Origin of the sequence: Bifidobacterium sp. M0399 (assembly GCF_016100595.1) — a bacterium.
GTDB lineage: Bacteria > Actinomycetota > Actinomycetes > Actinomycetales > Bifidobacteriaceae > Bombiscardovia > Bombiscardovia polysaccharolytica.
Genome location: NZ_JACFSD010000001.1, coordinates 737,149 through 760,959, shown reverse-complemented (window position 1 = coordinate 760,959; position 23,811 = coordinate 737,149). Strand labels below are relative to the sequence as shown.

Annotated in this window: 19 protein-coding genes, 1 tRNA gene and 1 riboswitch; of the genes, 15 read left to right on the top strand and 5 right to left on the bottom strand. The window is 62.5% G+C overall.

What is annotated here, in order from left to right; translation table 11 throughout:
• Positions 1-86 precede the first annotated feature (86 nt).
• A riboswitch (M-box (ykoK) riboswitch) is annotated at positions 87-245 on the bottom strand.
• Positions 246-378: 133 nt separating this feature from the next.
• From H3V09_RS03090 to H3V09_RS03030, 13 genes are all read left to right on the top strand, one after another.
• On the top strand, positions 379-1,011 hold the full coding sequence (locus H3V09_RS03090) for an NAD(P)H-dependent oxidoreductase (protein WP_198190894.1): 633 nt from the start codon (positions 379-381) through the stop codon (positions 1,009-1,011).
• Positions 1,008-2,171 (top strand): glycosyltransferase family 4 protein, encoded by a 1,164-nt coding sequence (locus H3V09_RS03085; RefSeq protein ID WP_198190893.1) that lies wholly within the window; start codon positions 1,008-1,010, stop codon positions 2,169-2,171. The genes H3V09_RS03090 and H3V09_RS03085 overlap by 4 nt, the downstream gene beginning before the upstream one ends.
• A 9-nt stretch (positions 2,172-2,180) precedes the next feature.
• Positions 2,181-5,387, top strand: coding sequence for a UPF0182 family membrane protein (locus H3V09_RS03080; RefSeq protein WP_198190892.1), 3,207 nt, complete (start codon positions 2,181-2,183; stop codon positions 5,385-5,387).
• The gene (locus H3V09_RS03075) at positions 5,384-5,914 is read left to right on the top strand and encodes a GNAT family N-acetyltransferase (protein WP_198190891.1); all 531 of its coding nucleotides are present in this window, start codon (positions 5,384-5,386) and stop codon (positions 5,912-5,914) included. The genes H3V09_RS03080 and H3V09_RS03075 overlap by 4 nt, the downstream gene beginning before the upstream one ends.
• 40 nt (positions 5,915-5,954) lie before the next feature.
• On the top strand, positions 5,955-6,554 hold the full coding sequence (gene pth, locus H3V09_RS03070; RefSeq protein WP_198190890.1) for an aminoacyl-tRNA hydrolase: 600 nt from the start codon (positions 5,955-5,957) through the stop codon (positions 6,552-6,554).
• On the top strand, positions 6,544-10,167 hold the full coding sequence (gene mfd / locus H3V09_RS03065) for a transcription-repair coupling factor (RefSeq protein ID WP_198190889.1): 3,624 nt from the start codon (positions 6,544-6,546) through the stop codon (positions 10,165-10,167). The genes pth and mfd overlap by 11 nt, the downstream gene beginning before the upstream one ends.
• A 43-nt stretch (positions 10,168-10,210) precedes the next feature.
• Positions 10,211-11,506, top strand: coding sequence for a phosphopyruvate hydratase (gene eno, locus H3V09_RS03060; RefSeq protein ID WP_015021986.1), 1,296 nt, complete (start codon positions 10,211-10,213; stop codon positions 11,504-11,506).
• Positions 11,507-11,607: 101 nt separating this feature from the next.
• Positions 11,608-12,186: an FtsB family cell division protein gene (locus tag H3V09_RS03055; protein WP_046323028.1), complete on the top strand. Its 579-nt coding sequence runs from the start codon at positions 11,608-11,610 to the stop codon at positions 12,184-12,186.
• Between the two features lie 51 nt (positions 12,187-12,237).
• Positions 12,238-12,966 (top strand): DUF501 domain-containing protein, encoded by a 729-nt coding sequence (locus tag H3V09_RS03050; protein ID WP_198190888.1) that lies wholly within the window; start codon positions 12,238-12,240, stop codon positions 12,964-12,966.
• 10 nt (positions 12,967-12,976) lie between these two features.
• On the top strand, positions 12,977-13,978 hold the full coding sequence (locus tag H3V09_RS03045; RefSeq protein ID WP_198190887.1) for a Ppx/GppA phosphatase family protein: 1,002 nt from the start codon (positions 12,977-12,979) through the stop codon (positions 13,976-13,978).
• A gap of 24 nt (positions 13,979-14,002) precedes the next feature.
• A tRNA-Leu gene (locus H3V09_RS03040) sits at positions 14,003-14,088 on the top strand.
• Between the two features lie 90 nt (positions 14,089-14,178).
• Entirely contained in the window at positions 14,179-14,586 is a 408-nt protein-coding gene (locus H3V09_RS03035) for an FKBP-type peptidyl-prolyl cis-trans isomerase (protein ID WP_046323026.1), read from the top strand.
• 105 nt (positions 14,587-14,691) lie between these two features.
• Positions 14,692-15,171 carry a GreA/GreB family elongation factor gene (locus H3V09_RS03030; RefSeq protein WP_024627331.1) on the top strand — a complete coding sequence of 160 codons (480 nt, stop codon included), beginning with the start codon at positions 14,692-14,694 and terminating at the stop codon, positions 15,169-15,171.
• A 180-nt stretch (positions 15,172-15,351) separates the two neighbouring features.
• Here the strand turns inward: H3V09_RS03030 and trhA are convergent, their stop codons facing one another.
• Positions 15,352-16,272, bottom strand: a complete 921-nt coding sequence (gene trhA / locus H3V09_RS03025; RefSeq protein ID WP_198190886.1) for a PAQR family membrane homeostasis protein TrhA — start codon at positions 16,270-16,272, stop codon at positions 15,352-15,354.
• A 168-nt stretch (positions 16,273-16,440) separates the two neighbouring features.
• Here trhA and H3V09_RS03020 point away from each other — a divergent pair, with 168 nt between their 5' ends.
• Complete coding sequence (locus H3V09_RS03020; RefSeq protein ID WP_046323025.1) at positions 16,441-17,928, top strand: sensor histidine kinase; 1,488 nt, start codon at positions 16,441-16,443, stop codon at positions 17,926-17,928.
• A 101-nt stretch (positions 17,929-18,029) separates the two neighbouring features.
• Here the strand turns inward: H3V09_RS03020 and H3V09_RS03015 are convergent, their stop codons facing one another.
• The 4 genes from H3V09_RS03015 to H3V09_RS03000 all read right to left on the bottom strand — a co-directional run bounded on the left by H3V09_RS03015 (position 18,030) and on the right by H3V09_RS03000 (position 23,236).
• On the bottom strand, positions 18,030-18,308 hold the full coding sequence (locus H3V09_RS03015; RefSeq protein WP_015021978.1) for a WhiB family transcriptional regulator: 279 nt from the start codon (positions 18,306-18,308) through the stop codon (positions 18,030-18,032).
• A gap of 77 nt (positions 18,309-18,385) precedes the next feature.
• Positions 18,386-20,356: an FtsK/SpoIIIE domain-containing protein gene (locus H3V09_RS03010; protein WP_198190885.1), complete on the bottom strand. Its 1,971-nt coding sequence runs from the start codon at positions 20,354-20,356 to the stop codon at positions 18,386-18,388.
• 90 nt (positions 20,357-20,446) lie between these two features.
• The gene (locus H3V09_RS03005) at positions 20,447-21,418 is read right to left on the bottom strand and encodes an LCP family protein (protein WP_232339345.1); all 972 of its coding nucleotides are present in this window, start codon (positions 21,416-21,418) and stop codon (positions 20,447-20,449) included.
• Positions 21,419-21,781: 363 nt separating this feature from the next.
• Positions 21,782-23,236 carry an LCP family protein gene (locus H3V09_RS03000; protein WP_198190884.1) on the bottom strand — a complete coding sequence of 485 codons (1,455 nt, stop codon included), beginning with the start codon at positions 23,234-23,236 and terminating at the stop codon, positions 21,782-21,784.
• Between the two features lie 305 nt (positions 23,237-23,541).
• On the opposite strand from H3V09_RS03000, the gene H3V09_RS02995 reads away from it, so the two are divergent.
• Positions 23,542-23,799 carry a WhiB family transcriptional regulator gene (locus tag H3V09_RS02995; protein ID WP_046323023.1) on the top strand — a complete coding sequence of 86 codons (258 nt, stop codon included), beginning with the start codon at positions 23,542-23,544 and terminating at the stop codon, positions 23,797-23,799.
• The last annotated feature ends 12 nt before the right edge of the window (positions 23,800-23,811 follow it).

Below are 23,811 nucleotides of genomic sequence, written 5' to 3'. Positions count from 1 at the left end.
CGACTGTATTCACGATGGCCTCCCTCCAAGGTGCGGAACATCCCTGTCGGCAGCCTCGAAGACGGCGTGGCGGTCGGCCATGGGCCGACCATTGTCATCGTTCAAGCTTCGGCTTCGCATGGTATTTGGCCCTGCATTAGTCCCTGCCTTGATCCGACGGGGACTGTTGACCTGCGCGGGGTGTCTCCACCACTTTGCGGCAGCATGCCTTGTCCATGCGGTAGCTTCACCTACCGACCACCCAATAACATAGATGGACCCAAGAGCAGTGTCAAGCATTTGTCAAACCAGTGTTGCCGTCCTTGCCAGGACTGACAATGGCAAGGGTCTGCACGCAGTCGGTGCAGGCGCGAAATGAAATGTAAGGAGTGAATCCCTATGAAGATCGTGGCAGTCACGGCCAACCCCGAACCCAAGAGTCTGACCGATGCGGCAGGCAATGCCCTGCTGGACGGGGCGGCCGAGGGCGGGGCTCGCACCGAGTTGATCGACCTTTGCGCCGAGGGGTTCAATCCCGTCTTCGGCATGGAGGACAGGACCCATTACCTGGGCCAGGGACCTATGCCCGAGGATGTTCAGGCCATGCAGGAGCGGATCAAGGATGCGGACGTGCTTGCCCTGGTCTTTCCCGTCTACTGGTACAGCATGCCGGCCATCATGAAGGGCTTCATTGACCGGGTCATCTGCCGGGGTTTCGCCTACACCGCTGATGGCACCCCGGGAGCCCTGGCTGGACGTCGGGTGGAGCTGGTCATGCTGACCGGCGGGGAAAAGGAATGGTACCAGTCCAGCGGTATCGGTGAGGCCCTGGACAATCAGCTGCGCAGGCAGACCTTCCTCAAGTACTGCCAGGTCGCGCAGGTGGAGACCATCTATGTGGACAATCTGGACTCGGGCAACGACGAGCAGCAGGCGCGGGAGGCCGCTGACCGGCACCTGGTGGCCCTGGCCTTAAAGGGTCGTCAGCTAGCCGCAGGGACCGAGCCCGGAGCGGACCAGGACGCTCAGTGACACTCAGCATCGGGTTCGTCTTCGATGACACCCTGGATGTGTTCGACGGGGTCCAGCAGCACATTCTGACCCTGGGACGGGAGCTGGGCAAGCGGGGTCACAGGGTCCAGTATCTGGTCGGGCAGACCGCCCATCCGCCGGTTGACGGAGTCCACTCCCTGTCCCGCAACGTCATGGTCTCCTTCAACGGCAACAGGATGCGCATACCGCTGCCAGCGCCCAAGAAGCCTATCCGCCGGGTCCTGGAGGCCGGGCACTTCGACCTGTTGCACGTCCAGGCCCCCTATAGCCCCTTCCTGGCCGGGCGGGTCATCCGTGCCGCAGATCCGGCAACGGCCCTGGTGGCCACCTACCACATTGCCCCCACAGGAAACCTGCAGTTGCTGGGCGGTCGGCTGTTGGGAATGATCAACCGAAGGACCCATAGGCGCATCGACAGGGTCATCGCAGTCTCGCCTGTGGCGGCCAGTTATGCCTGGCAGACTGCCGGTGTGTCCAGCAGGGTGGTGGCAAACCCTGTAGACGTGGCTGCGCTGCGCCAGGCTCGTCAGGCCGCTGGCGACCAGGAGGTGGCGCGTCTGCACGGCCAGGGACCGCATCTGGTCTTTCTGGGACGGTTCGTGGCCCGCAAGGGGGCGGGGATCCTGCTTTCAGCCCTCCAGACGGGGGAGCGGGCCGGCATCCTGCCTGAAGGCCTGCATGTGACTATGGCCGGCAAGGGTCCACTGCTGGAGGATTGCCGTCGAAAGGCCGCCGCCCTGCGCACCCCGGTGGCCTTCCCCAGCTTTGTGGACGAGAAGGACAAACCTGCCCTCCTGGCCTCCTCCGACCTGACCGTTTTCCCCTCCACCGGAGGCGAGTCCTTCGGCATCGTCCTGATGGAGGCCATCGCCTCGGGCACTGCTCCTGTGCTGGCCGGTGACAATCCTGGCTACCGGTCCACCCTGATGGGCGATGAGCGGGCTCTGGTCCCCGTCGACTCACCCAACACCCCCGAACTGCTGGCCCGGCGAATTGCCCAGGCCTTAGGGGACCCCTCATGGAGGCGGAACGTGCGCCATGACCAAATTGCGCTCCTGGACCGCTACGACGTGACCGTGGTGGCCGATCAGGTGGAGGAGGTCTACCAGCAAGCCATTCAAGACCGCCGTCTCATGTAGGGTAGGTACATGTCATTCTTTGATTTCTTCGGTGCCATGTTCGACCCTGAGGGCGGTCCAGGCGGTCCAGGCCGGCGTCGCAATGAAGACGACCCGGTCATCCTGCACGTGCAAACCGATGGTGAGGGTCCCGGCCAGGGGGGCGGCGGCACGCCCCGCTTCCGCTTCTCCAGTCCGGGTGATCCTCGGCTGACTTCCCGAAGAAAGGGCGATGAAGGGCCTTCCCGGGGCTCGCGGATCCTGGCAGTGGTTGTGGCAGTCGTGCTGGTCGTCTTCCTGCTACTGTTCGCGCTCAGCCGCTTCATCACCGATGTCATGTGGTTCTCCCAACTGGGGGCGGCGCAGATAGTCTGGACCCAGCTGGGCATCAAGGTGGGCCTATGGCTGGCTTATGCACTGCTGCTGGCCGCGGTGACCCTGCTTTCGGCCATCCTGGCCATCCGCAGCCGTCCCGATTCGCCTGATGGGTCCACCATCAGGGTCAAGGGCGATCTGATTGAGGTAGGCAAGGGAGTCTCCTCACGCACGGCGCTGAAGGTGGCCGTGGTGGTCTCCCTGGTTGTTGGCGTCTTCTTCGGCTTCCAGTTCAACGCCGACTGGAAGCAGGTGCTCCTACTCTTCAACGCCCAGTCCTTCGGGGTGCGCGACCCCCAGTTCGGCCTGGACAACGGCTTCTATGTCTTCATCCTGCCTGGCCTGCAGCTGTTGGTCTCCTCCCTGCTGATGATGCTGCTGGCGGCCACGGTCTTCAGCCTGGTCACCAACTTCCTCATGGGTGGCATTCGCTTGACCATGCCTGTGCACGGCCGGGGCATTCTGGAGATGACCCGTTCCGCCCGCAGGCAGGTGGCCGTCTGGTTGATCCTGTTCATGCTGGTCTGGGCCGGCGATACGGCCCTGGGTGTCTTCGGCAGGCTGACCGAGGAGGGCGATCGGATCACCGGCGCCTCTTACACCTCGGTCAAAGCGGCCATCCCAGTGACCCTGATCATGGCCGTGGTCATAGCTCTGCTGGGCATAATTTTGGCCGTCTGGATTCTGAGGTCGCCCACCCTGGAACCCGGCCGTGTCCATGCAGGATCCCTGGGTTCGGCTGTCAAGCAGTGGAGGATTCCCGCTCTGGCTGTAGCCGTCACCATCGTTCTGTCCCTACTTCTGACCGTTTTCTGGCCGGCACTGGTCCAGCGCTTCCGGGTCAACCCAAACGCTCAGGAGATGGAATCCGCCTACATTCAGCGCAACATCGCCGCCACCACCAAGGCCTATGGGCTGGATAGACTCAAGACCGAGGCCTATGATGCCACTACCGAGGTCCAGTCAGGCGCCCTCTCCCGGGATGCAGAGACTACCGCACAGATTCGTTTGTTGGATCCCCAGGTGGTTTCTCCCACCTTCCGCCAGCTGCAGCAGTCCAAGCAGTACTACACCTTCGAGGACACTCTGGCCGTCGACAAGTACGACATCGACGGAGTCAGCCAGGATACGGTCATCGGCGCTCGCGAGCTGGACCTGGAGGGCAACGACAACCGCAACTGGGTCAACGACCACACGGTCTTCACCCACGGCTACGGCATCGTGGCCGCCTACGGCAACAAGGTCACCCCAGACGGGCAGCCCGAATTCTTCGAGCAGGACATCCCCACCAAGGGCAAGCTGACCGACAGCCAGCACTATGAGCCGCGCATCTACTTCTCGCCCAATGCGCCCGAGTACTCCATCGTCGGCGCGCCCCAGGGCTCATCGGGCTGGGAGTTTGACTATCCCACTGGCTCCAAGGGAGCCACCAACACTTTCAAGGGCAACGGCGGCCCCTCGGTGGGCAACTTCCTGGCCCGGGTCCTTTACGCCATCCGCTTTGGATCCGATCAAATCCTCTTCTCGGACCGCGTCACGCCCGACTCGCAGATTCTCTACAACCGCTCGCCCAAGGAGCGCGTGGCCCAGATCGCCCCCTATCTGACGCTGGACGGGCGCGTCTATCCAGCTGTGGTGGATGGCCGGGTCAAGTGGATCGTCGACGGCTACACCACCTCTGATGCCTACCCCTACTCACAGAAGGTAGACCTGGGGCCCATCACCCAGGACACGACCACCCTGAGCTCTGAGGCCGTCAAAGGCCTGGGCTCTCAGAAGGCCAACTACATCCGCAACTCCGTCAAGGCTACGGTCGATGCCTACGACGGCTCGGTGGATCTGTATGTCTGGGATGCCAAGGATCCGGTGCTCAAGGCATGGCAGAAGGTCTTCCCCGGCCAGTTCAAGCCGCTTTCGTCAATCTCCGGTGACCTGATGAGCCACATGCGTTACCCGGAGAGCCTGTTCAAGGTGCAGCGCCAGCTCCTGTCCCAGTACCACGTCAACTCGGCCAGCCAGTTCTTCTCCGGCGAGGACTTCTGGCAGACCCCCGTGGATCCGACCGGCACCAGCAAGGAGCAGAAGGCGGGGATCAAGCAGCCTCCCTACTATCTGACCCTGCAGACCCCGGGGACTGACAAGCCCGCCTTCTCGCTGACTTCCACCTTCATCCCCGCCGGCACCTCCACCAGGGAGATTCTGACCGGGTTCCTGTCTGTGGATTCCGACGCCGGGTCGACCAAGGGGGTGATAGGGCCGGACTACGGGACCATCCGGCTGATGGAGCTGCCCAAGAATTCCAATGTTCCCGGCCCGGGGCAGGCCCAAAACAACTTCAACTCGGATGCTGCGGTCTCGACCGAGCTCAACCTGCTCCAGTCCGGATCCACCAAGGTCAAACGCGGCAACCTGCTGACTCTGCCAATTGGCGGCGGACTGATCTACATCCAGCCGGTATACGTCCAGTCCAGCGGTGCCACCAGCTTCCCCCTGCTCAAGCGGGTTTTGGTGGCCTTCGGAGACAAGGTTTCTTCCTCAGCGACCTTGGATGCGGCTCTTGACAAGACCTTCCAGGGCAACTCGGGCGCATCGGCAGGCGATGCCGACAACACTGGACGCACCAATTCCAATGCTGACCAGAGCGAGCAATCCGATAAGGCCCCAAATAAGACCGCCGGGTCCGGCGGGGCATCGACCACAGGAGGACAGGCCTTGAAACAGGCCTTGGACAAGGCCAACCAGGCCATGAGCGACGGCGATGCCGCCTTGAAGAAGGGTGACTTCAGCGCCTACGGCGAGGCTCAGAACCGTCTGCGTGAAGCCCTCAAGGAGGCCTCCGACCAGGAGGGTGGCAACAAGTGAGCGCCACCCCGCGTATCCGGCTCTGCCGTCGCGGGGACCTGGAAGCGGTCACCGCCATCTACAACCAGGCGGTCATGGATGGTGGTTCCACAGCGGATACGGCCCCGGTCAGCCTGGATCAGCGCCTGCAATGGTGGCTGGACCACAATCCGGACCAGGGCCATCCGGTCCTGGTCCTGGAGCTGGAGGGCCGGGTGCTGGCCTTCGGCTCCCTGTCGGCATACTACGATCGGCCCGGCTACCAGGAGACCTGCGAGCTGAGCTACTACGTGGACCGTGGCAGCCGTGGCCGTGGCCTGGGTGTCCTGATGGTCCATTCCCTGCTGGAGCGTGCCCAGCGGGAGGGCATGCGTCTGGCCGTGGCCATCATATTCGATGACAATTCGGCCTCCAAGGCCCTCTTGCACCGGTTCGGTTTCAGCCGCTTCGGCCTTCTGCCCCAGGCAGCTTGTGACCGGTTCGTCCTGCATGATGTTTCCTACTGGAGCCTGTCCCTTGAGCGAAATGGGGTCGGGGAGCCTGTATAGAATCTCACCGTCCCGTCTGAGAGCAGGAGGTATCACCTACATGGCATCCGATTTCTGGCTGATAGCCGGACTGGGCAACCCGGGTGACGAGTATAAGGGCACCAGGCACAACATGGGCTTCATGTGCGCCGATCTGCTGGCCGAACGATGGTCGGTCAACCTGCGCGACCACAAGGGTCTGGCCCAGCTGGGCCGTGGCACTCTGGCTCTTGACGGACGCCGCATACCCTTCTTCCTGGCAAAGCCGCTGACTTTCATGAACGATTCCGGCGATGCCTTGGCCTCCATCTGCTCCTACTACCACATTCCGGTTGGCCGGGTCGTGGTCATCCATGACGACATGGACTTGGAGTTCGGCCGGATCAAGGTCAAAGCCGGCGGCTCCTCTGGCGGGCACAACGGCATCCGTTCCATCGACCGTTCCCTGGGCAGCAACGCCTACGCTCGGGTTCGCATGGGCGTGGGGCATGCCCGGAGAGGTCCGGACGCCCATCGCCGCACCGTGGACTGGGTTCTGGGCACCTTTGTCGGCGATCAGCGCAAGCGCCTGCCCGAGTTCCTGGCCGACGGCGCGGATGCCGCAGAAACCGTAATCGCCAAGGGCCTCAGCCAGGCTCAGGAGCAGTTCAATGGTCGATAAGCATATCAAGTCAGGGCAGGAGACCGGCAAGAAGGTGGAACCTCAGGAATCGCTGAATGGATCCCTGCGTCCTCTTTTGGACGACCTGCAGGCGGATGCCGCCTTCAAAAGGTTGGTCCAAGGAGACTCCCAGCCAGCGGCCGCCACCGACACCTCGCTTGTGGTCCAGGCCCCCCAGGGCATCACGCCAGCCTTGGCCGCCGCAGCAGCCGGGCGGGCACCGGTGGTCCTGGTCGTCCCCTCTGAACGAGACGCCCAGGAGATGACCGGCGCCATCCGCTCCTGGTATGAGGGCGACCCGGGTAATGTGGCCCTGCTGCGCTCTTGGGAGACTCTGCCTCACGAGCGGCTCTCGCCCAGGGCAGACACCGTGGCCTCCCGGATGGCTGTCTTCAGGCGGCTGGCCCATCCGGTTGAGGACGATCCCGACTTCGGACCCATCCGCATCCTGGTCATGCCCGTGCGGTCCCTGCTGCAGCCTGTGGTCGAAGGTCTGCAGGATGTGGAGCCCCTGGTCTTTTTGCGCGGCCAGGACCTGCCATTGGACCAGGCTGTCGAAGCTCTGGTTCGCAACGCCTACACCCGTGTGGACCTGGTCATGGAACGCGGCCAGTTTGCCGTCCGCGGCGGCATTCTGGATGTCTTCGTCCCTACCATGGCCCATCCGGTGCGCATCGAGTTTTTCGGCGACGAGGTGGACACCATCCGTAGCTTCCACGCCTCCGATCAGCGCACCTACGGCCCCGACCTGGACCGGATCTGGGCGCCGCCCTGCCGCGAGCTGCAGCTGACCGACCAGGTCCGCGCCCGCGCCCGCTCCCTGATAGGGAGCATCCCCAACGCCGACGACATGTTGGAGTCCATCGCCCAGGCAATTCCGGTGGAGGGCATGGAATCCCTCCTGCCTGCCCTGGTTGACGATCTGGTACCAGTAGGGTCCATGCTGCCTGAGGGTGCTCTGATTTTACTGTCGGAACCTCAGCTACTGGCCCGCTCCGCCCAGGATCTGGTCAAGACCGCCAACGAGTTCCTGGCCGCCAGCTGGCATGTGGCCGCCTCAGGACAGGGTTCGGGCGCGCCAATCAGCTTCGACAGGGCCAGTTTCCTGGACTACGACGAGGTCATCTCATCCCTGGAGTACCGCAAGGGTGAGGTCTGGAAGCTGACCGACCTGTCGGTGGATCCGGACCGTGAGGGGGCCGAGCGGCTGGATGCTCTGGCACCGGACCAGTACCGCGGTGACGAGGATCGGGCCGCCTCGGGAATCGCCTCCCTGCTGGAAAGAGGCGACCGGGTTGTGGTGACCGCCCCGGCCCAAGGGACCCTGAGCCGTCTGCGTCGGGCCGTGCAGACCACGGGGATCACCGGGTTGGAGTACCACCGCTCCCTGGCTGTTGACGGCTTCGTGGACCAGTCCGCCCATCTGGCCCTGCTGACCGAGCGGGACCTGACCGGGCGCACCAGCGTGGCCGCCGGCAGCAAGACCTCCAACCGACGGCGCAAGGCCATCGACCTGGACGAGCTCAAACCCGGTGACTATGTGGTCCACGACCAGCACGGCATCGGCCGCTTCCTAGGCATGCGCCAGCGCAGCGTGGGCGTGGGCCCCAGCAAGGGCAGCCGGGAGTATCTGGTCCTGGAGTATGCCCCCTCCAAGCGCAATGCCCCGCCAGACAAGCTCTTCGTGCCGGCCGACCAGCTGGACCAGGTCAGCCGTTATATCGGTGCCGAGATTCCCAGGCTCAACAAGCTGGGCGGATCCGACTGGTCGGCCACCAAGGCCAAGGCCCGCAAGCACGTTCACAAGATCGCCCAGGGACTGGTCAAGCTCTACTCGGCCCGACAACGCACCAAGGGGTTCGCCTTCAGTCCCGACACCCCCTGGCAGAAGGAGCTGGAGGATGCCTTCCCCTACCAGGAGACCCCCGACCAGCTGACCGCCATCGACGATGTCAAGGCCGATATGGAGAAGCCGGTGCCCATGGACCGCCTGATCTGCGGGGATGTGGGCTTCGGCAAGACCGAGATAGCCATCCGTGCCGCCTTCAAGGCCGTTCAGGACGGCAAGCAGGTGGTCGTCCTGGTGCCCACGACCCTGCTGGTTCAGCAGCACTATCAAACCTTTACCGAGCGGTTCGAAGGCTTCCCGGTGGATGTGGCCGCCATGAGCCGCTTCCAGACCGCAAAGGAGAACCAGGCCACCATGGAGGGCCTGGCCAGCGGGGCCGTGGACGTGGTCATCGGCACCCACAAGCTGCTCAACCCGCGCATCCGATTCAAGGATCTGGGTCTGATGATCGTGGACGAGGAGCAGCGCTTCGGCGTGGAGGCCAAGGAGACCCTCAAGGCCATGCGGACCAACGTGGACGTCCTGTCCCTATCGGCCACGCCCATTCCGCGCACTCTGGAAATGGCGGTGACCGGCATCCGGGAGATGTCGACCTTGGCCACGCCACCCGAGGACCGTCTTCCGGTGCTGACCTATGTAGGCGCCTACGAGGATGCCCAGGTGACAGCGGCCATTCGTCGCGAGCTCCTGCGCGGGGGCCAGATCTTCTACATCCATAACCGGGTGGAGGACATCGGCAAGGTCTCGGCCAAGGTGCAGACGCTGGTTCCCGAGGCCAAGGTGGGCGTGGCCCATGGCAAGATGGGGGAGAAGCAGCTGGACGGGGTCATCCGGGACTTTTGGCACCGGGATATCGATGTGCTGGTCTGCACCACCATCGTTGAGACTGGCCTGGATATACCCAACGCCAACACGCTGATCGTGGACCGGGCCGACCGCTTCGGGCTCTCCCAGCTCCACCAGCTGCGCGGCCGGGTGGGACGTGGCCGGGAGCGAGCCTACGCCTACTTCCTCTACGACCCCAGCAAGCCAATGACCCAGACCGCCCACGACAGGCTGGCCACCATCGCCCAGAACACGGCCCTAGGGTCCGGCTACGACGTGGCCATGAAGGATCTGGAGCTGCGCGGCACCGGCAACCTGTTGGGCGACGAGCAGTCCGGCCATATCGAGGGGGTCGGCTTCGACCTTTATGTGCGCATGGTCTCCGAGGCGGTGGAAGAGTACAAGGAGCCTGGGCGGACCGAGCCGGTCACTGTCAGCATCGACCTGCCCTTGGAAGCTTCCATCCCTATGGACTACATTGATTCGGACAAGCTGCGTCTGGAGGCCTACCGCAAGCTGGCCTCGGCCCGCAACGAGCAGGATCTGCGCGACCTGCATGAGGAGCTGACCGACCGATATGGGCGTCCGCCGGCCCAGTTCGACACCCTCTTCGCAGTTGCCAGGCTGCGGGCCAAGGCTCGTTCCCTGGGCATTGCGGAGATCGCCTCCCAGGGCTCCAGGGTGCGCATCAGGCCCGTGACTATTCCCGACTCCCTCCAGGCCAGGATCGCACGCATCTACAAGGGCAGCCAGTACCGTCCGGTCACGCAGACCCTGCTGATCCCAGCGCCCTTCGCGGGCTCCCTGGGTTCGGGACCCATGGATTCAGCGGCCATGACCGCCTGGGTGGACACCTTGCTGGACGACCTGGCTTGGGGGCTGCCCGAGTCCTCCGACGATGGCACGCCAGCGGGTCCCTCGCCCGTCCAACAAAACTAGTATCCTGTAAGAGACATCACAACAACTTATTGAAGGAGCAGTTGTGGCAGCAATTGAAAGCGTGTTCGCGCGCGAAATTCTTGATTCCCGTGGCAACCCGACCGTCGAGGTCGTTCTGCAGACTGAGGACGGCGCCGAGGGGCGTGGTCTGGTTCCCTCCGGTGCCTCCACCGGCGAGGCCGAGGCCTGGGAACGTAGGGATGGCGACAAGAAGCGCTATCAGGGCAAGGGTGTGCTGGACGCCGTCAAGGCGGTCAATGAGACCATCGCTCCTAACGTCATCGGCATGGACGCCACTGATCAGCGCGCCCTGGACGAGACCATGATTGATCTGGACGGCACCCCCAACAAGGGCAAGCTTGGCGCCAACGCCATTCTGGGTGTCTCCCTGGCTGCGCTTTATGCGGCTGCCGAGTCCGCCGAACTGCCTCTCTACCGTTACCTGGGTGGCACCAACGGCCACATCCTGCCCGTGCCCAACATGAACATCATGAACGGCGGCGCCCACGCTGACTTCGCCACCGACATCCAGGAGTACATGATCTCCCCCTACGGCTTCGACTCCTACCGGGAGGCCCTGCGCGCCGGCGTCGAGGTCTACCACACCCTCAAGGGCATCCTCAAGAAGGACGGCCACGAGACCGGCCTGGGCGATGAGGGCGGCTTTGCCCCCAAGATGAAGTCCAACGAGGACTCCTTGAAGTACATCGTCGACGCCATTCAGGCTGCCGGCTACGAGCCTGGCAAGCAGATCGGCCTCTGCCTGGACGTGGCATCCTCGGAGTTCTACAACAAGGACACCGACAAGTACCACTTCGACGGCGAGGACCGCGACGCGGACTACATGCTGGACTACTACCAAGGCCTGGTCGAGAAGTATCCGCTGGTCTCCATCGAGGATCCCTTCGCTGAGGAGGACTGGGGCGCCTGGCAGAAGATTACCGCCGCAATGGGTGACCGTCTGCAGTTTGTGGGCGACGACCTGCTGGTGACCAACCCCAAGAGGCTGCAGAAGGGCATCGACCTGAAGGCCGCCAACTCCCTGCTGGTCAAGCTCAACCAGATCGGCACTGTGACCGAGACCCTGGACGCCATCGAGCTGGCCACCGCCAACGGGTTCACCTCCATGGTTTCCCACCGTTCCGGCGAGACCTCCGACACCACAATCGCCGACCTGGCTGTGGCCAAGAACACCCGCCAGATCAAGACCGGTGCTCCGGCCCGTGGCGAGCGCATTGCCAAGTACAACCGTCTGCTGGAGATCGAGGAGGAGCTGGGCTCCACCGCCGAGTACGCCGGCTACAGCGCCTTCAAGGCCTGCAAGAAGTACACCAAGTAAGGCCTTGCCAGTCGGGCCGGACCCTTTGCAGGTTTCGACCCGACTGTGAAGTCTTTCACCCGTGGTGGTCCGCGTCGGCTGCCGCGGGTATTTTTATGGGTATGGCCAAGAACAAACGTGACGGTGCCAACCGGCGGACAAGCAGGCGGTCGTCGGGACCCATCACCTTCTTTGTGGCGGTCATCATCGTGGCTCTGGGGCTAATTCAACTGGTCTCCACCTTCCACGCCTACGCCATTAATCTTTCCGAACTCAACGGCCTGCGCAATCAGCAGGCCCAGCTTGTCGAGCACAAGCGTGACCTGGAGAACCAGATCCGGCGTTGGGATGACAAGGCCTATGTAACCGCCCAGGCCCGGGATCGGCTGGGATTCATTTTCCCCGACGAGGAGGCTATCCGGGTCCTGCACCCGGAGGCGGTCACGGGCAGCAAGGACAAAGACCAGGCTGGAAGCAAGGGGGTCCGGGCCCCCAGGAAGAACTCCCTGCCCTGGTATCAGGAAATGGCTTACTCCTTCGCCAAGGCCGATCAGGACCCTACTGCTGATAGAAGCAAGGGGAGCACAGGTCAGCATCCTGGCGATGGAGCCAGTCCGAACGGCTCTGCCAGTCCGTCTGGTTCAAGTAGTCCGGGTGGCTCTGATGGCTCCTCTCCATCTGGGGGCGGGGGAGCGCAGTGAACTTCGAAGGCTCGGACTTCGCCGCTTCAACAGGCCATGAACTTTGCAGCAATGCACAATCAGAAAGATGAGGACAGCGTGAACAAGGCCCAGGGAAGGCCCCAGGCAGCAGAGGAATCTCAAGTCGTAGACAAGGTCAGGGTCGAGTCCGAGGTTGGGCAGAATAAGGTCGAGGCCTTTATCCTGATTGGCGACCGGGAACTGGCGGCGGTCAGAGATAGGGTCCAGGAGCTTCTGGCGTCTCCGGCCACGCCGGAACAGATAGATGTCGTGAACCACCAGCTGGGTCGCTATCCGCGGGGTATGGTGGCCGTGGGCGCTCGCTGTGTCTGCGGCAACCCCCTGGCCGTGGTCACCCGGCCGCAGCTGGAGGACGGCACGCCTTTTCCGACCACGTGTTATCTGACCAGCCCCGAGGCCGTCAAGGCCGTCTCCCGGTTGGAGGCTAACGGTATCATGACCGACTGGAATGCCGAACTTGGTTCCGATCCGGATCTGGCCAGTGCTTACCGCAGGGCCCATGAGCTCTACCTGGCCTTCCGGTCTGCCCTGGCCCTTCAGCTGGGCGACGACGAGGGGCACATCGCTGGAATCTCGGCGGGGGGCATGCCCAAGCGGGTCAAGTGCCTGCATGCTCTGACCGCACAGTCTCTGGTTATGGGCCTTGGGGTTAATCCTTTGGGCGACCGTGCTCTTGGTTTGGTGCGTCAAGTATTCGATCCCCAGGTCTGCAGGTGCGTTCGGCCTTGGACTGAGGCATACCGAGAAGAGAACCGATGAAGGGGGTTTTATGGATCAGGTAACGGTGGCGGGTGTGGATTGCGGCACTAACTCCATACGTCTGCTGATTGCCCAGGTGGACCGGCAGGGGCTCCATCCGGTGGCCCCCAGACTGATGCGGGTCATCCGGCTGGGGGAGGGCGTGGACCGCAATCACCGCTTCTCCGACCAAGCTCTGGAGCGCGCCTTTGAGGCTTGTTGGCTCTTCGCCCAGCAGCTGCAGGAGCATCCGGTAGATGGACTGCGCTTTGTGGCTACTTCAGCCACCAGGGATGCCGACAACCGAGAAAAATTCGAGGCGGGAGTGCGCTCCATCCTAGGGGTCACGCCCGAGGTCATCAGCGGCTCCCAGGAGGCCTCGCTGAGCTTTCTGGGAGCGGTCAGCGTGCTGGAGCAGCGAGGCGGCGCCGACATGCCCCCTGCGCCATACCTGGTGGTCGACCTGGGTGGCGGCTCCACCGAGCTGGTCCTGGGCGGGGACGGCAGCGATTTGCCTGTTGACCATGTCAGGGCCTCCTACTCCATGAACATCGGCTCCGTGCGGATGACTGAGCGCCATCTGCTGAACGATCCTCCCAGCCAGGAGCAGATTGACCAGGCGCTTGAGGATGTTGACGGCTGGATCGACCGGGCCTTCGACCAGGTCCCTGTAGCCGGAGTAGGCAGTGTGATCGGAGTCTCCGGCACGGTCACCACCATGAGCGCCTTGGCCCTGGGGTGCGAGGTCTACAATCGCCATGCCGTCGATGGTCAGTCCATTTCGGTTGATGCGGCCTGCCGGGTTGATGACCGGGTGCTGAACATGAGCCGGCAGGAGCGTAGGGAGCTCAAGGCCATCCATCCTGGGCGTGTGGATGTGATTGGCGGCGGCGCCCTGATCTGGAGCCGCCTGTTGGAGCGTCTGGGCCAGGCCAGCCCGAGTGCGTTGGCTTCGGGAACCTATGTGGCCAGCGAGCATGGCCTCCTGGACGGCCTGGTCCTGGACTACGGTCGGACCCTCCTGCGCGAATGATATACTAAGGCGTTATGGGTCATGGCCCCGGTGGCGAAATGGTATACGCATCGGACTTAAAATCCGCCGCCTTCACCGGCTTGTGGGTTCGATTCCCACCCGGGGCACCAAGGCCTCATCGGCTTGGACGGCAGTGTCGCGACTTGTCACCCGGCCGACGAACCGATACTCTGGTACGCAAGAAAACTAAAGGAGTTGTCATGAGTGACCAATCCATGCCCGAGGTGAACGCCGAATTCGGCGCCACGCCGACCATAACCTTTCATGGTTCGGCGCCCAGCGGGCTGCGCGCCGTGGAGCTGGTCGAGGGGGACGGGCCAGTCGTCCGCAAGGGTGATACCGTCACCGTCAACTATCACGGTGTAGTTTGGGGTTCCGATCAGGTCTTCGACTCCAGCTTCCAGCGTCATCAGCCAGCCAGCTTCGGCATTGGCGTGGGGCAGGTCATTCGCGGCTGGGACCAGACGGTGCCCGGCCACAACGTGGGGTCCAGGTTGGTGGTCTCCATTCCGCCGGAGTACGGATATGGTCGTCAGGGGATGCCCCAGGCGGGCATCGGCGGCGACGATACCCTGGTTTTCGTGATCGACATCATATCGACACGGTAGACAAGGGTCTCCAGGCGCCGGTGAGGGCCGGCGCCTTTTTCATACCCTTGACTTTGCAGTTCAGGTCGGGCCACGAGACAAGTGCATTAAACAAGGAGGAATCACATGGCTGAGGAAAAGACGATTCTGCTGACACAGGCCGCTTACGACAAGCTGAAGGAGGAGCTTGACCACCGTCAGGGCGAGTACCGCGACGAGATTACCGAACGTATCGCGGCGGCTCGGGCCGAGGGTGATCTGAGCGAGAACGGCGGCTACCAGGCTGCCCGCGAGGAGCAGGGCAAAAACGAGGGGCGAATAAACGAGCTGATCGTCAAGCTTCGCAACGCCAAGATCCTCAAGGCTCCTAAGGCTGGCACGGTGGGCAACGGATCCCTGGTGACCTTGACCATGGCCGGCAACGAAATGGTCTATGTGCTGGGTTCCAGGGATTTGACCGTGGCCACCGACTATGATGTCATCAGCCCCGAGTCGCCTATCGGCGCGGCCCTCATGGGCGCCAAGAAAGGCCAGACCGTGACTTACAAGGCTCCCAATGGCAAGGATATCTCGGTCACCGTCAAGGATGCCCAGCCCCTCAAGTAGCGGGACGGCCCCTCACCGTCCCAGCTCGGCCTGAATGAAGCCGCTCCCCGCCATTGTCGACGGGGGGCGGCTTCGTCTTTGAATGAGTGCTCTGTGAATGACTGTTCGACTCTTGCGATAGGCCGATGGTCTTAGTTGAATGGTCTTTGTGATGAAAAGGCTATGGGGCTGGCGAGTCACTCAGCGTAGGTTGCAGACAACTAGATAAATGGCCACGATGTGGCAGGCGTAACCGATGACCGTGCCGCAGTGGAAGATCTCATGGAAGCCGAAAACCCGGGGCCAGGGGTCCGGCCGACGCAGACCGTAGACAATCGCCCCCAGAATGTAGGCCAGTCCGCCGGCCACGATCAGCCAAACCACCGGCGGACCGGCCATGGGGGAGTCCCAGAAGAGTTTCAGAAAGCCCACTCCCGAGACTCCGAAGACCACGTAGACAAGGGTGTAGAGCCAGCGGGGAGCATCGATCCAGAAGACGTGGACGATCATGGCCACCAGGCTGGCCCCCCACATGCCCAGGATGATGACCCGCCGCCAGAAGGGGTCCAGTGCAAAGGAAATCGGCGTGTAGGTGCCGGCGATGAGCAGGAAGATGTTGACGTGGTCCAGGCGGCGCAGAACGTCCGTGGTCCCCGGGGTCCAGTCGCCCAGATGGTAGAGGGCCGAGTTGCCGAAGAGGGCCAGTGAGGCGACCATGAAGACCGCACATGCCAGCTTGAGGCCAGTGCTGTGGGCCAAACAGATCAGCACGATGCCGGCGGCCAGGGCCAGCGGGGCGGCCACGGCGTGAATCCAGCCACGCAACAGGGGCTTGGGGCGGCCGTGCACATCCAGGCGGACCTTGCGTTCGATCTCCATGTCGGGGATGCCCTCGATTCGTGAGGCTTTGATCTCGGCCTTGGCCATGATCCGTGCAGCCTTGGCCTTGGCTTTGGCGCGCACCGCATCGGCCTTGGCCTGCAGATGGGCCTCATGGGCCACCTCTGCGTCCCTGCGCAGGTAGGTCAGCTCCTGGCGGCGCTGCTGGCGACGGCGCTCGAGATCAGGATCGACCTCCTGGTCCTCAGGCGGTCTGCCGTCCTCGCTGGTCCTGGTTGCCATGGCCCTCCCTTGGCCCCTTGACTGGTCCGGGCCTGTCGGGTCCGGTAGCCGGGGCGAAACATCCGTGAACCACCCTACCCCAGACCCGTGTATTGGACGCGCATGTCATCATCGCCCTGGGCATGACCCGCCTATCTGCTTCCGCGGGCCCTTTGTATGATGGAGGACATGGCTGATTTTTCCGAGATTCTGGCATCCTGCGACGACTGCAATGAGGAGGACCGCGAGTGGCTCCACCACCTGGTGGCCGACTGGCAGGTCATCGCCGATTTAAGCTTTGCAGACCTGCTGCTCCTGCTGCGTACCGGCGAGGGGGAGTTCACTGTGGCTGAGCAGTGCCGGCCCTCAACGGTCATGTCTTTGCGCACCGAAGATGTGGTCGGAGAGCATTTCCCGACCGATCGCAGCGAGGAGCTGGAGGCGGCCATGCAGTCCAAGGGGGTGCTGCGATCCAACAAGCTGCGGACCATCGGCCGCGCCACGGTCTGCGATGTCTATGCCCCTATCCGTCACCAGGGCAAAACCCTGGGCTTGGTGGTCCGCGAGACCAACATGGCCACGCGCGAGTCCAATGGCCGTTACGAGAGTGAGAGCATCAACGCGGGCAAGGAACTTTTCGAAATGATCACCCGCGGCGAGTTCCCATACGCGGATTCGGTGCTCAACCAGCGGCACAACGCCAGGGTGGCCGACGGTTTCTTTGTGTTGACGGCAAGCGGCGTAGTGCGTTATGCCTCACCCAACGCCATCAGCTGCTTCCGCCGACTGGGCTCAGTGGAGACCATGATTGGCCAGTACCTGAGCGAGATTGGCACCTCCCTGCTCAAGGAGAACGATCCCGTGCCCGACTCTTTGCCGTTGGTCTTATCGGGCAAGGCGGCTGTGGACTCGGAACTAGATGCCAACGGGTCGGCAGTCTCCATGCGCTCCCTGCCCTTGTACGGCAAGCAGGGCAGGACCGGCGCCATCGTTCTCTGCCGGGACGTGACCGAACTGCGCCGCCGGGAGAAGGAGCTGCAGACCAAGGATGCCACCATCTCCGAGATTCATCACCGCGTCAAGAACAACCTTCAGGCCGTGTCAGCCCTGCTGCGACTGCAGGCCAGGCGCACCAAGTCAGACGAGGTCCGCAAGGAGCTGGAGGAGGCTCAGCGCCGCGTCCAGACCATTGCCGTGGTTCACGAGGGCCTCAGCCAGACCGCTGACGAGATTGTGGACTTCGATAAGGTGATTGCCAACCTGCTGAAGATGAGCGTGGACCTGGCCACCACCAGCGACCAGCACATCACCATCTCCTACGTGGGCAAGTTCGGGATGATGCCAGCCCAGGATGCAACACCCTTGTCCCTGGTGCTGACCGAGCTGGTCAACAATGCTGTCGAACACGGTTTTGAGGGCCGTGACGAGGGGCATATCACCATATCGGTAGGCCGGGGGGGCAACAACCTGAATGTGGTGGTCGAGGATGACGGCAACGGCTACAGCACCGAGTCGGATCAGGGACAGGCTCGGTCCACCGGGTCCGGGCTGGGCACGCAGATCATCAATACCTTCGTCACCAACGACTTCGGCGGTACGGTCAAGTGGGAGCCACGCCGGGATGGGGGCACCCGGGTGGTCATCAACATCAAGTTGCGCGTGGCGCAGGACGTTTGATATCCCGAAAACCTATTAGCGAGGGGTGCTTTTCAGGAAAAGAAAGGGGCGGTGGCATCCAAGCCATCGCCCCTCAACTGTTCGGTGCAATCGGGAAGGAATCAGGACTGCATCTGCATGGCCTGGGACCTGCGCGCACGCATGGCCCGACGCTTGAGAGCCCTGCGTTCGTCCTCGCTCAGTCCGCCCCAGACGCCGTAATCCTGATTGGTGTCCAGGGCGCACTTCAGACAGGCGTCAATGACCTTGCAGGTCCGGCAGACAGCCTTGGCCTCCTCGATCTGCTGATAGGCTGCACCTGTGTTGCCGACAGGGAAGAACAGCTCAGGGTCCTTGTCACGGCAAGCAGCCTTGGCGCGCCAATCAAACGCATTACTCATCTACCTAAGCCTCCAAGAAGTTTTTATCTGTGCTTTATCACTACCCTATGCAAGATAAGCACGATGGGTGACTTTTTTCAAGGGTGCATTTGTTTTACGGCTAAAGAGAACACCTGTAGCGGAATGGCGTGACCCGCCTCCAGAACCAGACACCGTCCAGGAATGGCGCTGGCCCGGGTGGATAGGGCGGCCAGCTGATCGCCGGGGATGCCAGCCGCCAGATCGGCCCCCCGTTCGCCACAGGGGAACACCAGACGACGGCTGAAACGCTCAGGTCTGCGCAGGGCACTGGCCGCATCCACAGCTAGAATCACCGTGGTTCCCTCCTGTCCCAAAGCCTCCTGCAAGAGCGGGGACAATGGATCCCGGCAGAGCGGATCCAGCAGGTCTTGGGCATCGTCAACAATCCAGACCAGCCCCCGGTTGCCACGTTGATGACCTTTGGGCGTTGTCGGCACCGGACCTGTCGAGTCCTGGCTGCTGTAGCCCTGGCCTGTTCGCCGCGTGATGCGCAAATCAAAGCTGGGTTCTGGTCGGGCTCCCGGCTTCATCAGGGTAAGCAGGGAACGAAACAGTAGGGCTAGAAGGGTGCTCTTTCCTCGGCCTGGCGGTCCAATCACAGCCGTATGACCTTTGAGGGGCAGGTGGTAGAGGTGCAGCAGGACCCCGTCGTCGGTGCGCCCCAAAGGTATCAGGGGCCGCCCTGATTGCCAAAGAATCTTTCCGCAGGCCGGATCACGCTCTGGCAGGGGAGGAGAGAAGAGCGGTGCTGGCGGTCGGCTGCCGCAGAAGCGACTGGCTTTGATGATCTGTTCCACCAGGGTTTGTGGGTCAGCTGCTGGGCAGGTGCGGAAGGCCTGGGGGCCCCGACCTTGCTCCAGGAAGCCCAGACCTGGACAGGCAGGGTCAATCGCCGTGGCGCAGGAGGACCCCAGCAACTCTTTGGACTGCAGGGGGTCGCGCACGCGCAGACATATGCCCAGGTTCATGTTGGCACGCATCTGGGCGCTGACCTGCCCCATGGTTTGCTGGGTGCAGGCCACTAGGTTCATACCCAGGGACCTGCCCTGAGATGCCAGGGCGGTCAGTTTGTCCAGATAGTCGGGCAGGAGTTGGCGCAGGGCCTGGAACTCGTCAATGACCACCACCAGGCGCGCTGGTGGATCGGACATCAGGGCAGTGTCTTCCACCCCTGCTCTGGCAACCAGGCGCTGACGGCGCTCCAATTCCCGCTGAAGGCCGTTCAGCGCCCGTACGGCCTGGTCCAGATCCAAATTGGTCACGCAGCCCACGGTGTGTGGCAGTCGGGCCAACAGGCCGAAGCCGGCACCGCCCTTGAAGTCCAGCAGGACCAGATTGAGCCGGTCTGGAGGCTGACTGGCAGCCAGGGCCAGACACCAGGTCTGAAGAAAAACCGACTTGCCTGATCCCGTTGTACCTGCCACCAGGGCGTGGGGTCCGTCACGCGGCAGATCGATGACCAGCGGTCTGTGATCGGGACGGGCACCGATGACTGCCGGCGCTGTCTTCCCTGATGCGGCAAGCCAGGCATGAACGATGCTCTGCCAGAGCAGACCATGTGCTTCCGAAGCCGCTGATCCCAACAGCCGGGACTCCAGCCGAGGGCCTGGGTCGGAGGCCAGCTGAGCCAAGTCCTGCCGTGTCTGGTCCTCTGTGCTTGTCGATAGGGAAGCACGATTCGATGCTATGCCGTATTCCAATTGTGCGTGGGCGGGGAGAGATGACGGTGGCTGTTGATGCGCTCGCAGCAGGCTCAAAAGCAGCATGGCCAGGGTACCTGTCAGGCTGGGCAACAAGAGAAAAAGCAATATCCAGCGGCCCTGGCCGACTGCGTACCAGATCATGCCCGCCTGGGCCAGGGCCGGAGCCGCTTGGGCGACCAGGGTCAGAATGACCTGGATCCTTCTCTTTTTGGCCTTTCGCTCTTTGAGACTGGCAGAGTGCCAATCGCCTGCAACCTGGTTAGAGACTTTCGGCCCGGCTGCTGATATCGGAAATGCAGCTGCTGATGAATTGGCCTTTATCATGTCTTCAGCATGAAGGGCCCGGCTGGGGAGTGCCAGGGCAAATCTGGCATGTGGTCGAATGTGGAATCTGGCTGGGATAGGCGGACGGTGCTACATGCCGCCGACGGTTCCGGGGGCATGACTGCCCTGCGCAAGCTTGTTGAACAGATCGGTGTTGCGGGCTTGATCCAGCAGAACGGTGGAACCGAGACCCCAGCCCGGATAGTAGTCAGGATCCGCCCAGTAGACGCTTCCGGTGATGCCTTTGCTGCTGCTGGCACTGCGGAAGGCCAGGACCATGCGCACAAGGTCTATGGGGTTGGTCCGCTCATCCACCACCAAGGCATCCAGACCCGCCGAAAGGACCTTTCCGGCCGTCGACGGGTTGAGTATGACCGAGGGCTGGAGCGCCTTGGCAGTGATGGCTGAGATGGCCTGACGCTGGCGTTCGGCACGCCCGAAGTCCCCCTTGGGATCCGAGTAGCGCATACGGGTGAAGGCCAGAGCCATGCCGCCGTCAGCCTGATGACAGCCACGGGACCAGACCATGCCTGAGTTGGGGTCGTTGACGTCTGCGTCGTAGCAAAGCCTGACACCGCCCAGAGCGTCGACCACCTTACTGAGGCCTCCAAACCGGATCAAGGCCACGTGATCGACCTTATGGCCGGTGATGTCCTCAATCTGGCCGGTCAGGGCCCGGTAGCCCGATGTGTAGGCCACGGCGTTGATTTTCATGTAATCCCCGTCCTGCTTGACCAGGGAATCCCGGGGGATTGAAATCAAGGAGGCGGCTCCATGCCGGGGCTTGGTCAGTACCAGGATGGTGTCGGTGCGGAAGCCGGTGATGCTGGCATCCTGTCCGGCCCCCGGAGAACCGTCTCGCTGGTCCGATCCCAGAAGGAGCCATGTGGTGGCCTCTGAACCAGGGGCTTCGGTCAGCATTTTGTCGCGGGTAAGCTTGCCATTGATCCAGAACCATCCTCCACCCGCCAGTACGACCAGTGCCAGCAGCAGGACCAAAAGCAGAATGGTTATAAATCTGCGCAAGGGGTGTTTGTGGACGAGGGCAGTGCCATTGCGCATGTTTCGACTGCTTCTGTTGCTCCAGTCGTTTCCAACAGGTGCAGCCGTGGCCCTTGGCGGGGGTGTGGTCTTCGATGATCCGCTGGTGCGTCTGGCCTTCCGGGCCCCGCTGGTCTGTGCCGGCTGATGCCCAGTCCCGGAGGAGGGGGAAAAGCTGGGAGGCGTCTGGCTACGGCTGTGTCTAGCCTCGGTACCCGGGGTTCCGAGGTCGGCCGCCGGGCGATGATGACCGGAGGGCATGAAGCTAGGAGGCTCCTGTCCCTGTCCGCCTTGGTCTGATCCAGTCCGCATACCCTTAACCTCCGTAGCTTTGACCGACTAGGTAAGCAATAGCATGCTTGAACGACCCAGCGGCTTAATCGGCTATCTCTGCGCCGGAACCGCACAGACCGTAGCGAACAGGTAGCGGTCCGCCATACCGATGTACTGTCCGGTGTTTGCATCCCTGATGGTTCCGTCGTCCGGATCGACGATTCCGCCCGTGTTCGGATCTATCAGGGTCTTGTCAGGCATGGTGATCAGTCCAGTGCGGGGACTGGGCTTGGGTGGAGCAGCGGCGGACGCAGATGGGGATTGGGTGCCGTCCTCTGTGTCAGAGCCGTTGCCCGCTGTCTGAGTAGCACCCTGTGTGTTTTGGACACTCTGGGCATCCTGATCATTACTGGCCTGCTTGTCTGATGAAGATGCTGACTTTGCAGCCTCATTGGCCTGGGTCAAAGGCTTCCCTTCTCGGAGCAGTTGCCAGATAGTGTCGGCCTCATCCGTCCATACCACTCGGTAATTGTCCTGGGACCATTCCTCGACAGGTATGGTACGGGCGTAGATATGTTTGGTGTCTATGTGCTTGAGCGAATTGCCCAGACCCAGCAGGGTCTGGAAGTTGCCCAGGCCCTCGCTCAGCTGCAGGGTGGACATGGAGGTGGTGGCCAGACGGTAGGCCTTGGGCAGGTCGGAATAGATATTGACGGTCTTGGCTTCGTTGACCAGACTCTTGATCAGATACTGCTGGCGGGTGGTGCGCATAATGTCCGACCCGTCGGCGGCGGTTCCATGGCGCATGCGAGCGTACTCGGTGGCTTGGGTTCCGTCCAGATGCCGCAGGCCGCGCTTCAGGTTGATGCCGGTATAGCCGTCCCAGGTATCCTTGGGGATGCACACGTCGACCCCGCCCAGGGCGTCGATGATGGACTTGAAACCGTTGAAGTCAGCCACCGCAAACTGTTGAATGTCCAAGCCGGTCAGTGAGCGGACCGCAGCCAGAGAGCAGCTGGCGGCCGAATTCACATCGCCGCCCTGGCTGTAGCCTTCGGCGAAGATGGAGTTGAACATGACCTGGCGGCGGGCCGGAATGGTTTCCCCCTTGCTGGTGGTGCAGGCCGGGGCGTTCACGATGGAGTCCCTGGGAATGGAGACCACATTCACGTAGGAACGGTCTGCGGCGATCTGGACCACCATGGCCGTGTCCGACTGGTGATTCTCCTCTAGGCCGTCGCCGCTGCCGCCCACATCGGCATTGCCCTTGCCGTCCCGGGTGTCCTGTCCCAGGACCAGGACGTTCAGGGTTTTGCCTTTGTAGATGTCTTCCGGGGCCTTGTTGCTTTGAGCAAGGGTGACGGGCTCCAGCACGTGCATGTGACCGTTGATGTCGGTCCAGAAGGCCGCCACTGTCGAGGCTACGAAACAAAGAATGAAGGTAAGGGCCAGACAGATGCCCGTGCGCAGACGGTGGCTGTTGCGAAACCCACCGCTGTGCTGGGGCTTGCCGTTCCTGCCCGCCTTGATGTTGGGCAGACCCATCTTTCTGGTTGGGGACGTCAATGGTTATGCCTTCCTCATCGGCTGTCGCTGTAGGGGTCATTCCGGCGGGAAGAACCGGGATGACGGTAAAGCGTGCTTGAACCAGTCATAGTATAGTCTGACCCTCATCCGCAGCTCCTCTTCGGGCGATATGGCCTCCTCTACGTGTTGCTCAGTTGCGCTTGCAGGCATGTAGGGGTTGACAGAAGACCTCCGTAGCGGCTGTAATAAAAGTGTGTAAACACACTAGGGACTGGGGGGTCGCTATGAGTGGTTTTATAGACACTCGATACAGCAGTACAACTAAAAACAGGCTGACGCCGCTGATGCAATGGTTCGAGGTCAACATCGGACCATCCTGGCGGAGCGAGGCGCTCTGTGCACAGACAGACCCGGAAGCATTCTTCCCAGGCAAGGGAGGCTCCACTCAGGAAGCCAAGCGGGTCTGCGCCGACTGCACCGTCCGAAAGCAGTGCTTGGACTGGGCGGTCGAACACGACGAACGCTTTGGCATCTGGGGCGGCATGAGTGAACGGGAGCGCCGCCGTTACAAGAAGAGGATGCGCGCGCAGCATCAGGTCTGAATCGCCGCAGGT

What these genes read in the sequence shown, in the direction of transcription:
- H3V09_RS03090 (WP_198190894.1), top strand. Translation starts at nt 379, where the DNA reads ATGAAGATCGTGGCAGTCACGGCCAACCCCGAACCCAAGAGTCTGACC.
- H3V09_RS03080 (WP_198190892.1), top strand. Translation starts at nt 2,181, where the DNA reads ATGTCATTCTTTGATTTCTTCGGTGCCATGTTCGACCCTGAGGGCGGT.
- pth (WP_198190890.1), top strand. Translation starts at nt 5,955, where the DNA reads ATGGCATCCGATTTCTGGCTGATAGCCGGACTGGGCAACCCGGGTGAC.
- mfd (WP_198190889.1), top strand. Translation starts at nt 6,544, where the DNA reads ATGGTCGATAAGCATATCAAGTCAGGGCAGGAGACCGGCAAGAAGGTG.
- H3V09_RS03055 (WP_046323028.1), top strand. Translation starts at nt 11,608, where the DNA reads ATGGCCAAGAACAAACGTGACGGTGCCAACCGGCGGACAAGCAGGCGG.
- H3V09_RS03050 (WP_198190888.1), top strand. Translation starts at nt 12,238, where the DNA reads ATGCACAATCAGAAAGATGAGGACAGCGTGAACAAGGCCCAGGGAAGG.
- H3V09_RS03045 (WP_198190887.1), top strand. Translation starts at nt 12,977, where the DNA reads ATGGATCAGGTAACGGTGGCGGGTGTGGATTGCGGCACTAACTCCATA.
- H3V09_RS03035 (WP_046323026.1), top strand. Translation starts at nt 14,179, where the DNA reads ATGAGTGACCAATCCATGCCCGAGGTGAACGCCGAATTCGGCGCCACG.
- H3V09_RS03030 (WP_024627331.1), top strand. Translation starts at nt 14,692, where the DNA reads ATGGCTGAGGAAAAGACGATTCTGCTGACACAGGCCGCTTACGACAAG.
- trhA (WP_198190886.1), bottom strand. Translation starts at nt 16,272, where the DNA reads ATGGCAACCAGGACCAGCGAGGACGGCAGACCGCCTGAGGACCAGGAG.
- H3V09_RS03020 (WP_046323025.1), top strand. Translation starts at nt 16,441, where the DNA reads ATGGCTGATTTTTCCGAGATTCTGGCATCCTGCGACGACTGCAATGAG.
- H3V09_RS03015 (WP_015021978.1), bottom strand. Translation starts at nt 18,308, where the DNA reads ATGAGTAATGCGTTTGATTGGCGCGCCAAGGCTGCTTGCCGTGACAAG.
- H3V09_RS03010 (WP_198190885.1), bottom strand. Translation starts at nt 20,356, where the DNA reads ATGATAAAGGCCAATTCATCAGCAGCTGCATTTCCGATATCAGCAGCC.
- H3V09_RS03005 (WP_232339345.1), bottom strand. Translation starts at nt 21,418, where the DNA reads ATGCGCAATGGCACTGCCCTCGTCCACAAACACCCCTTGCGCAGATTT.
- H3V09_RS02995 (WP_046323023.1), top strand. Translation starts at nt 23,542, where the DNA reads ATGCAATGGTTCGAGGTCAACATCGGACCATCCTGGCGGAGCGAGGCG.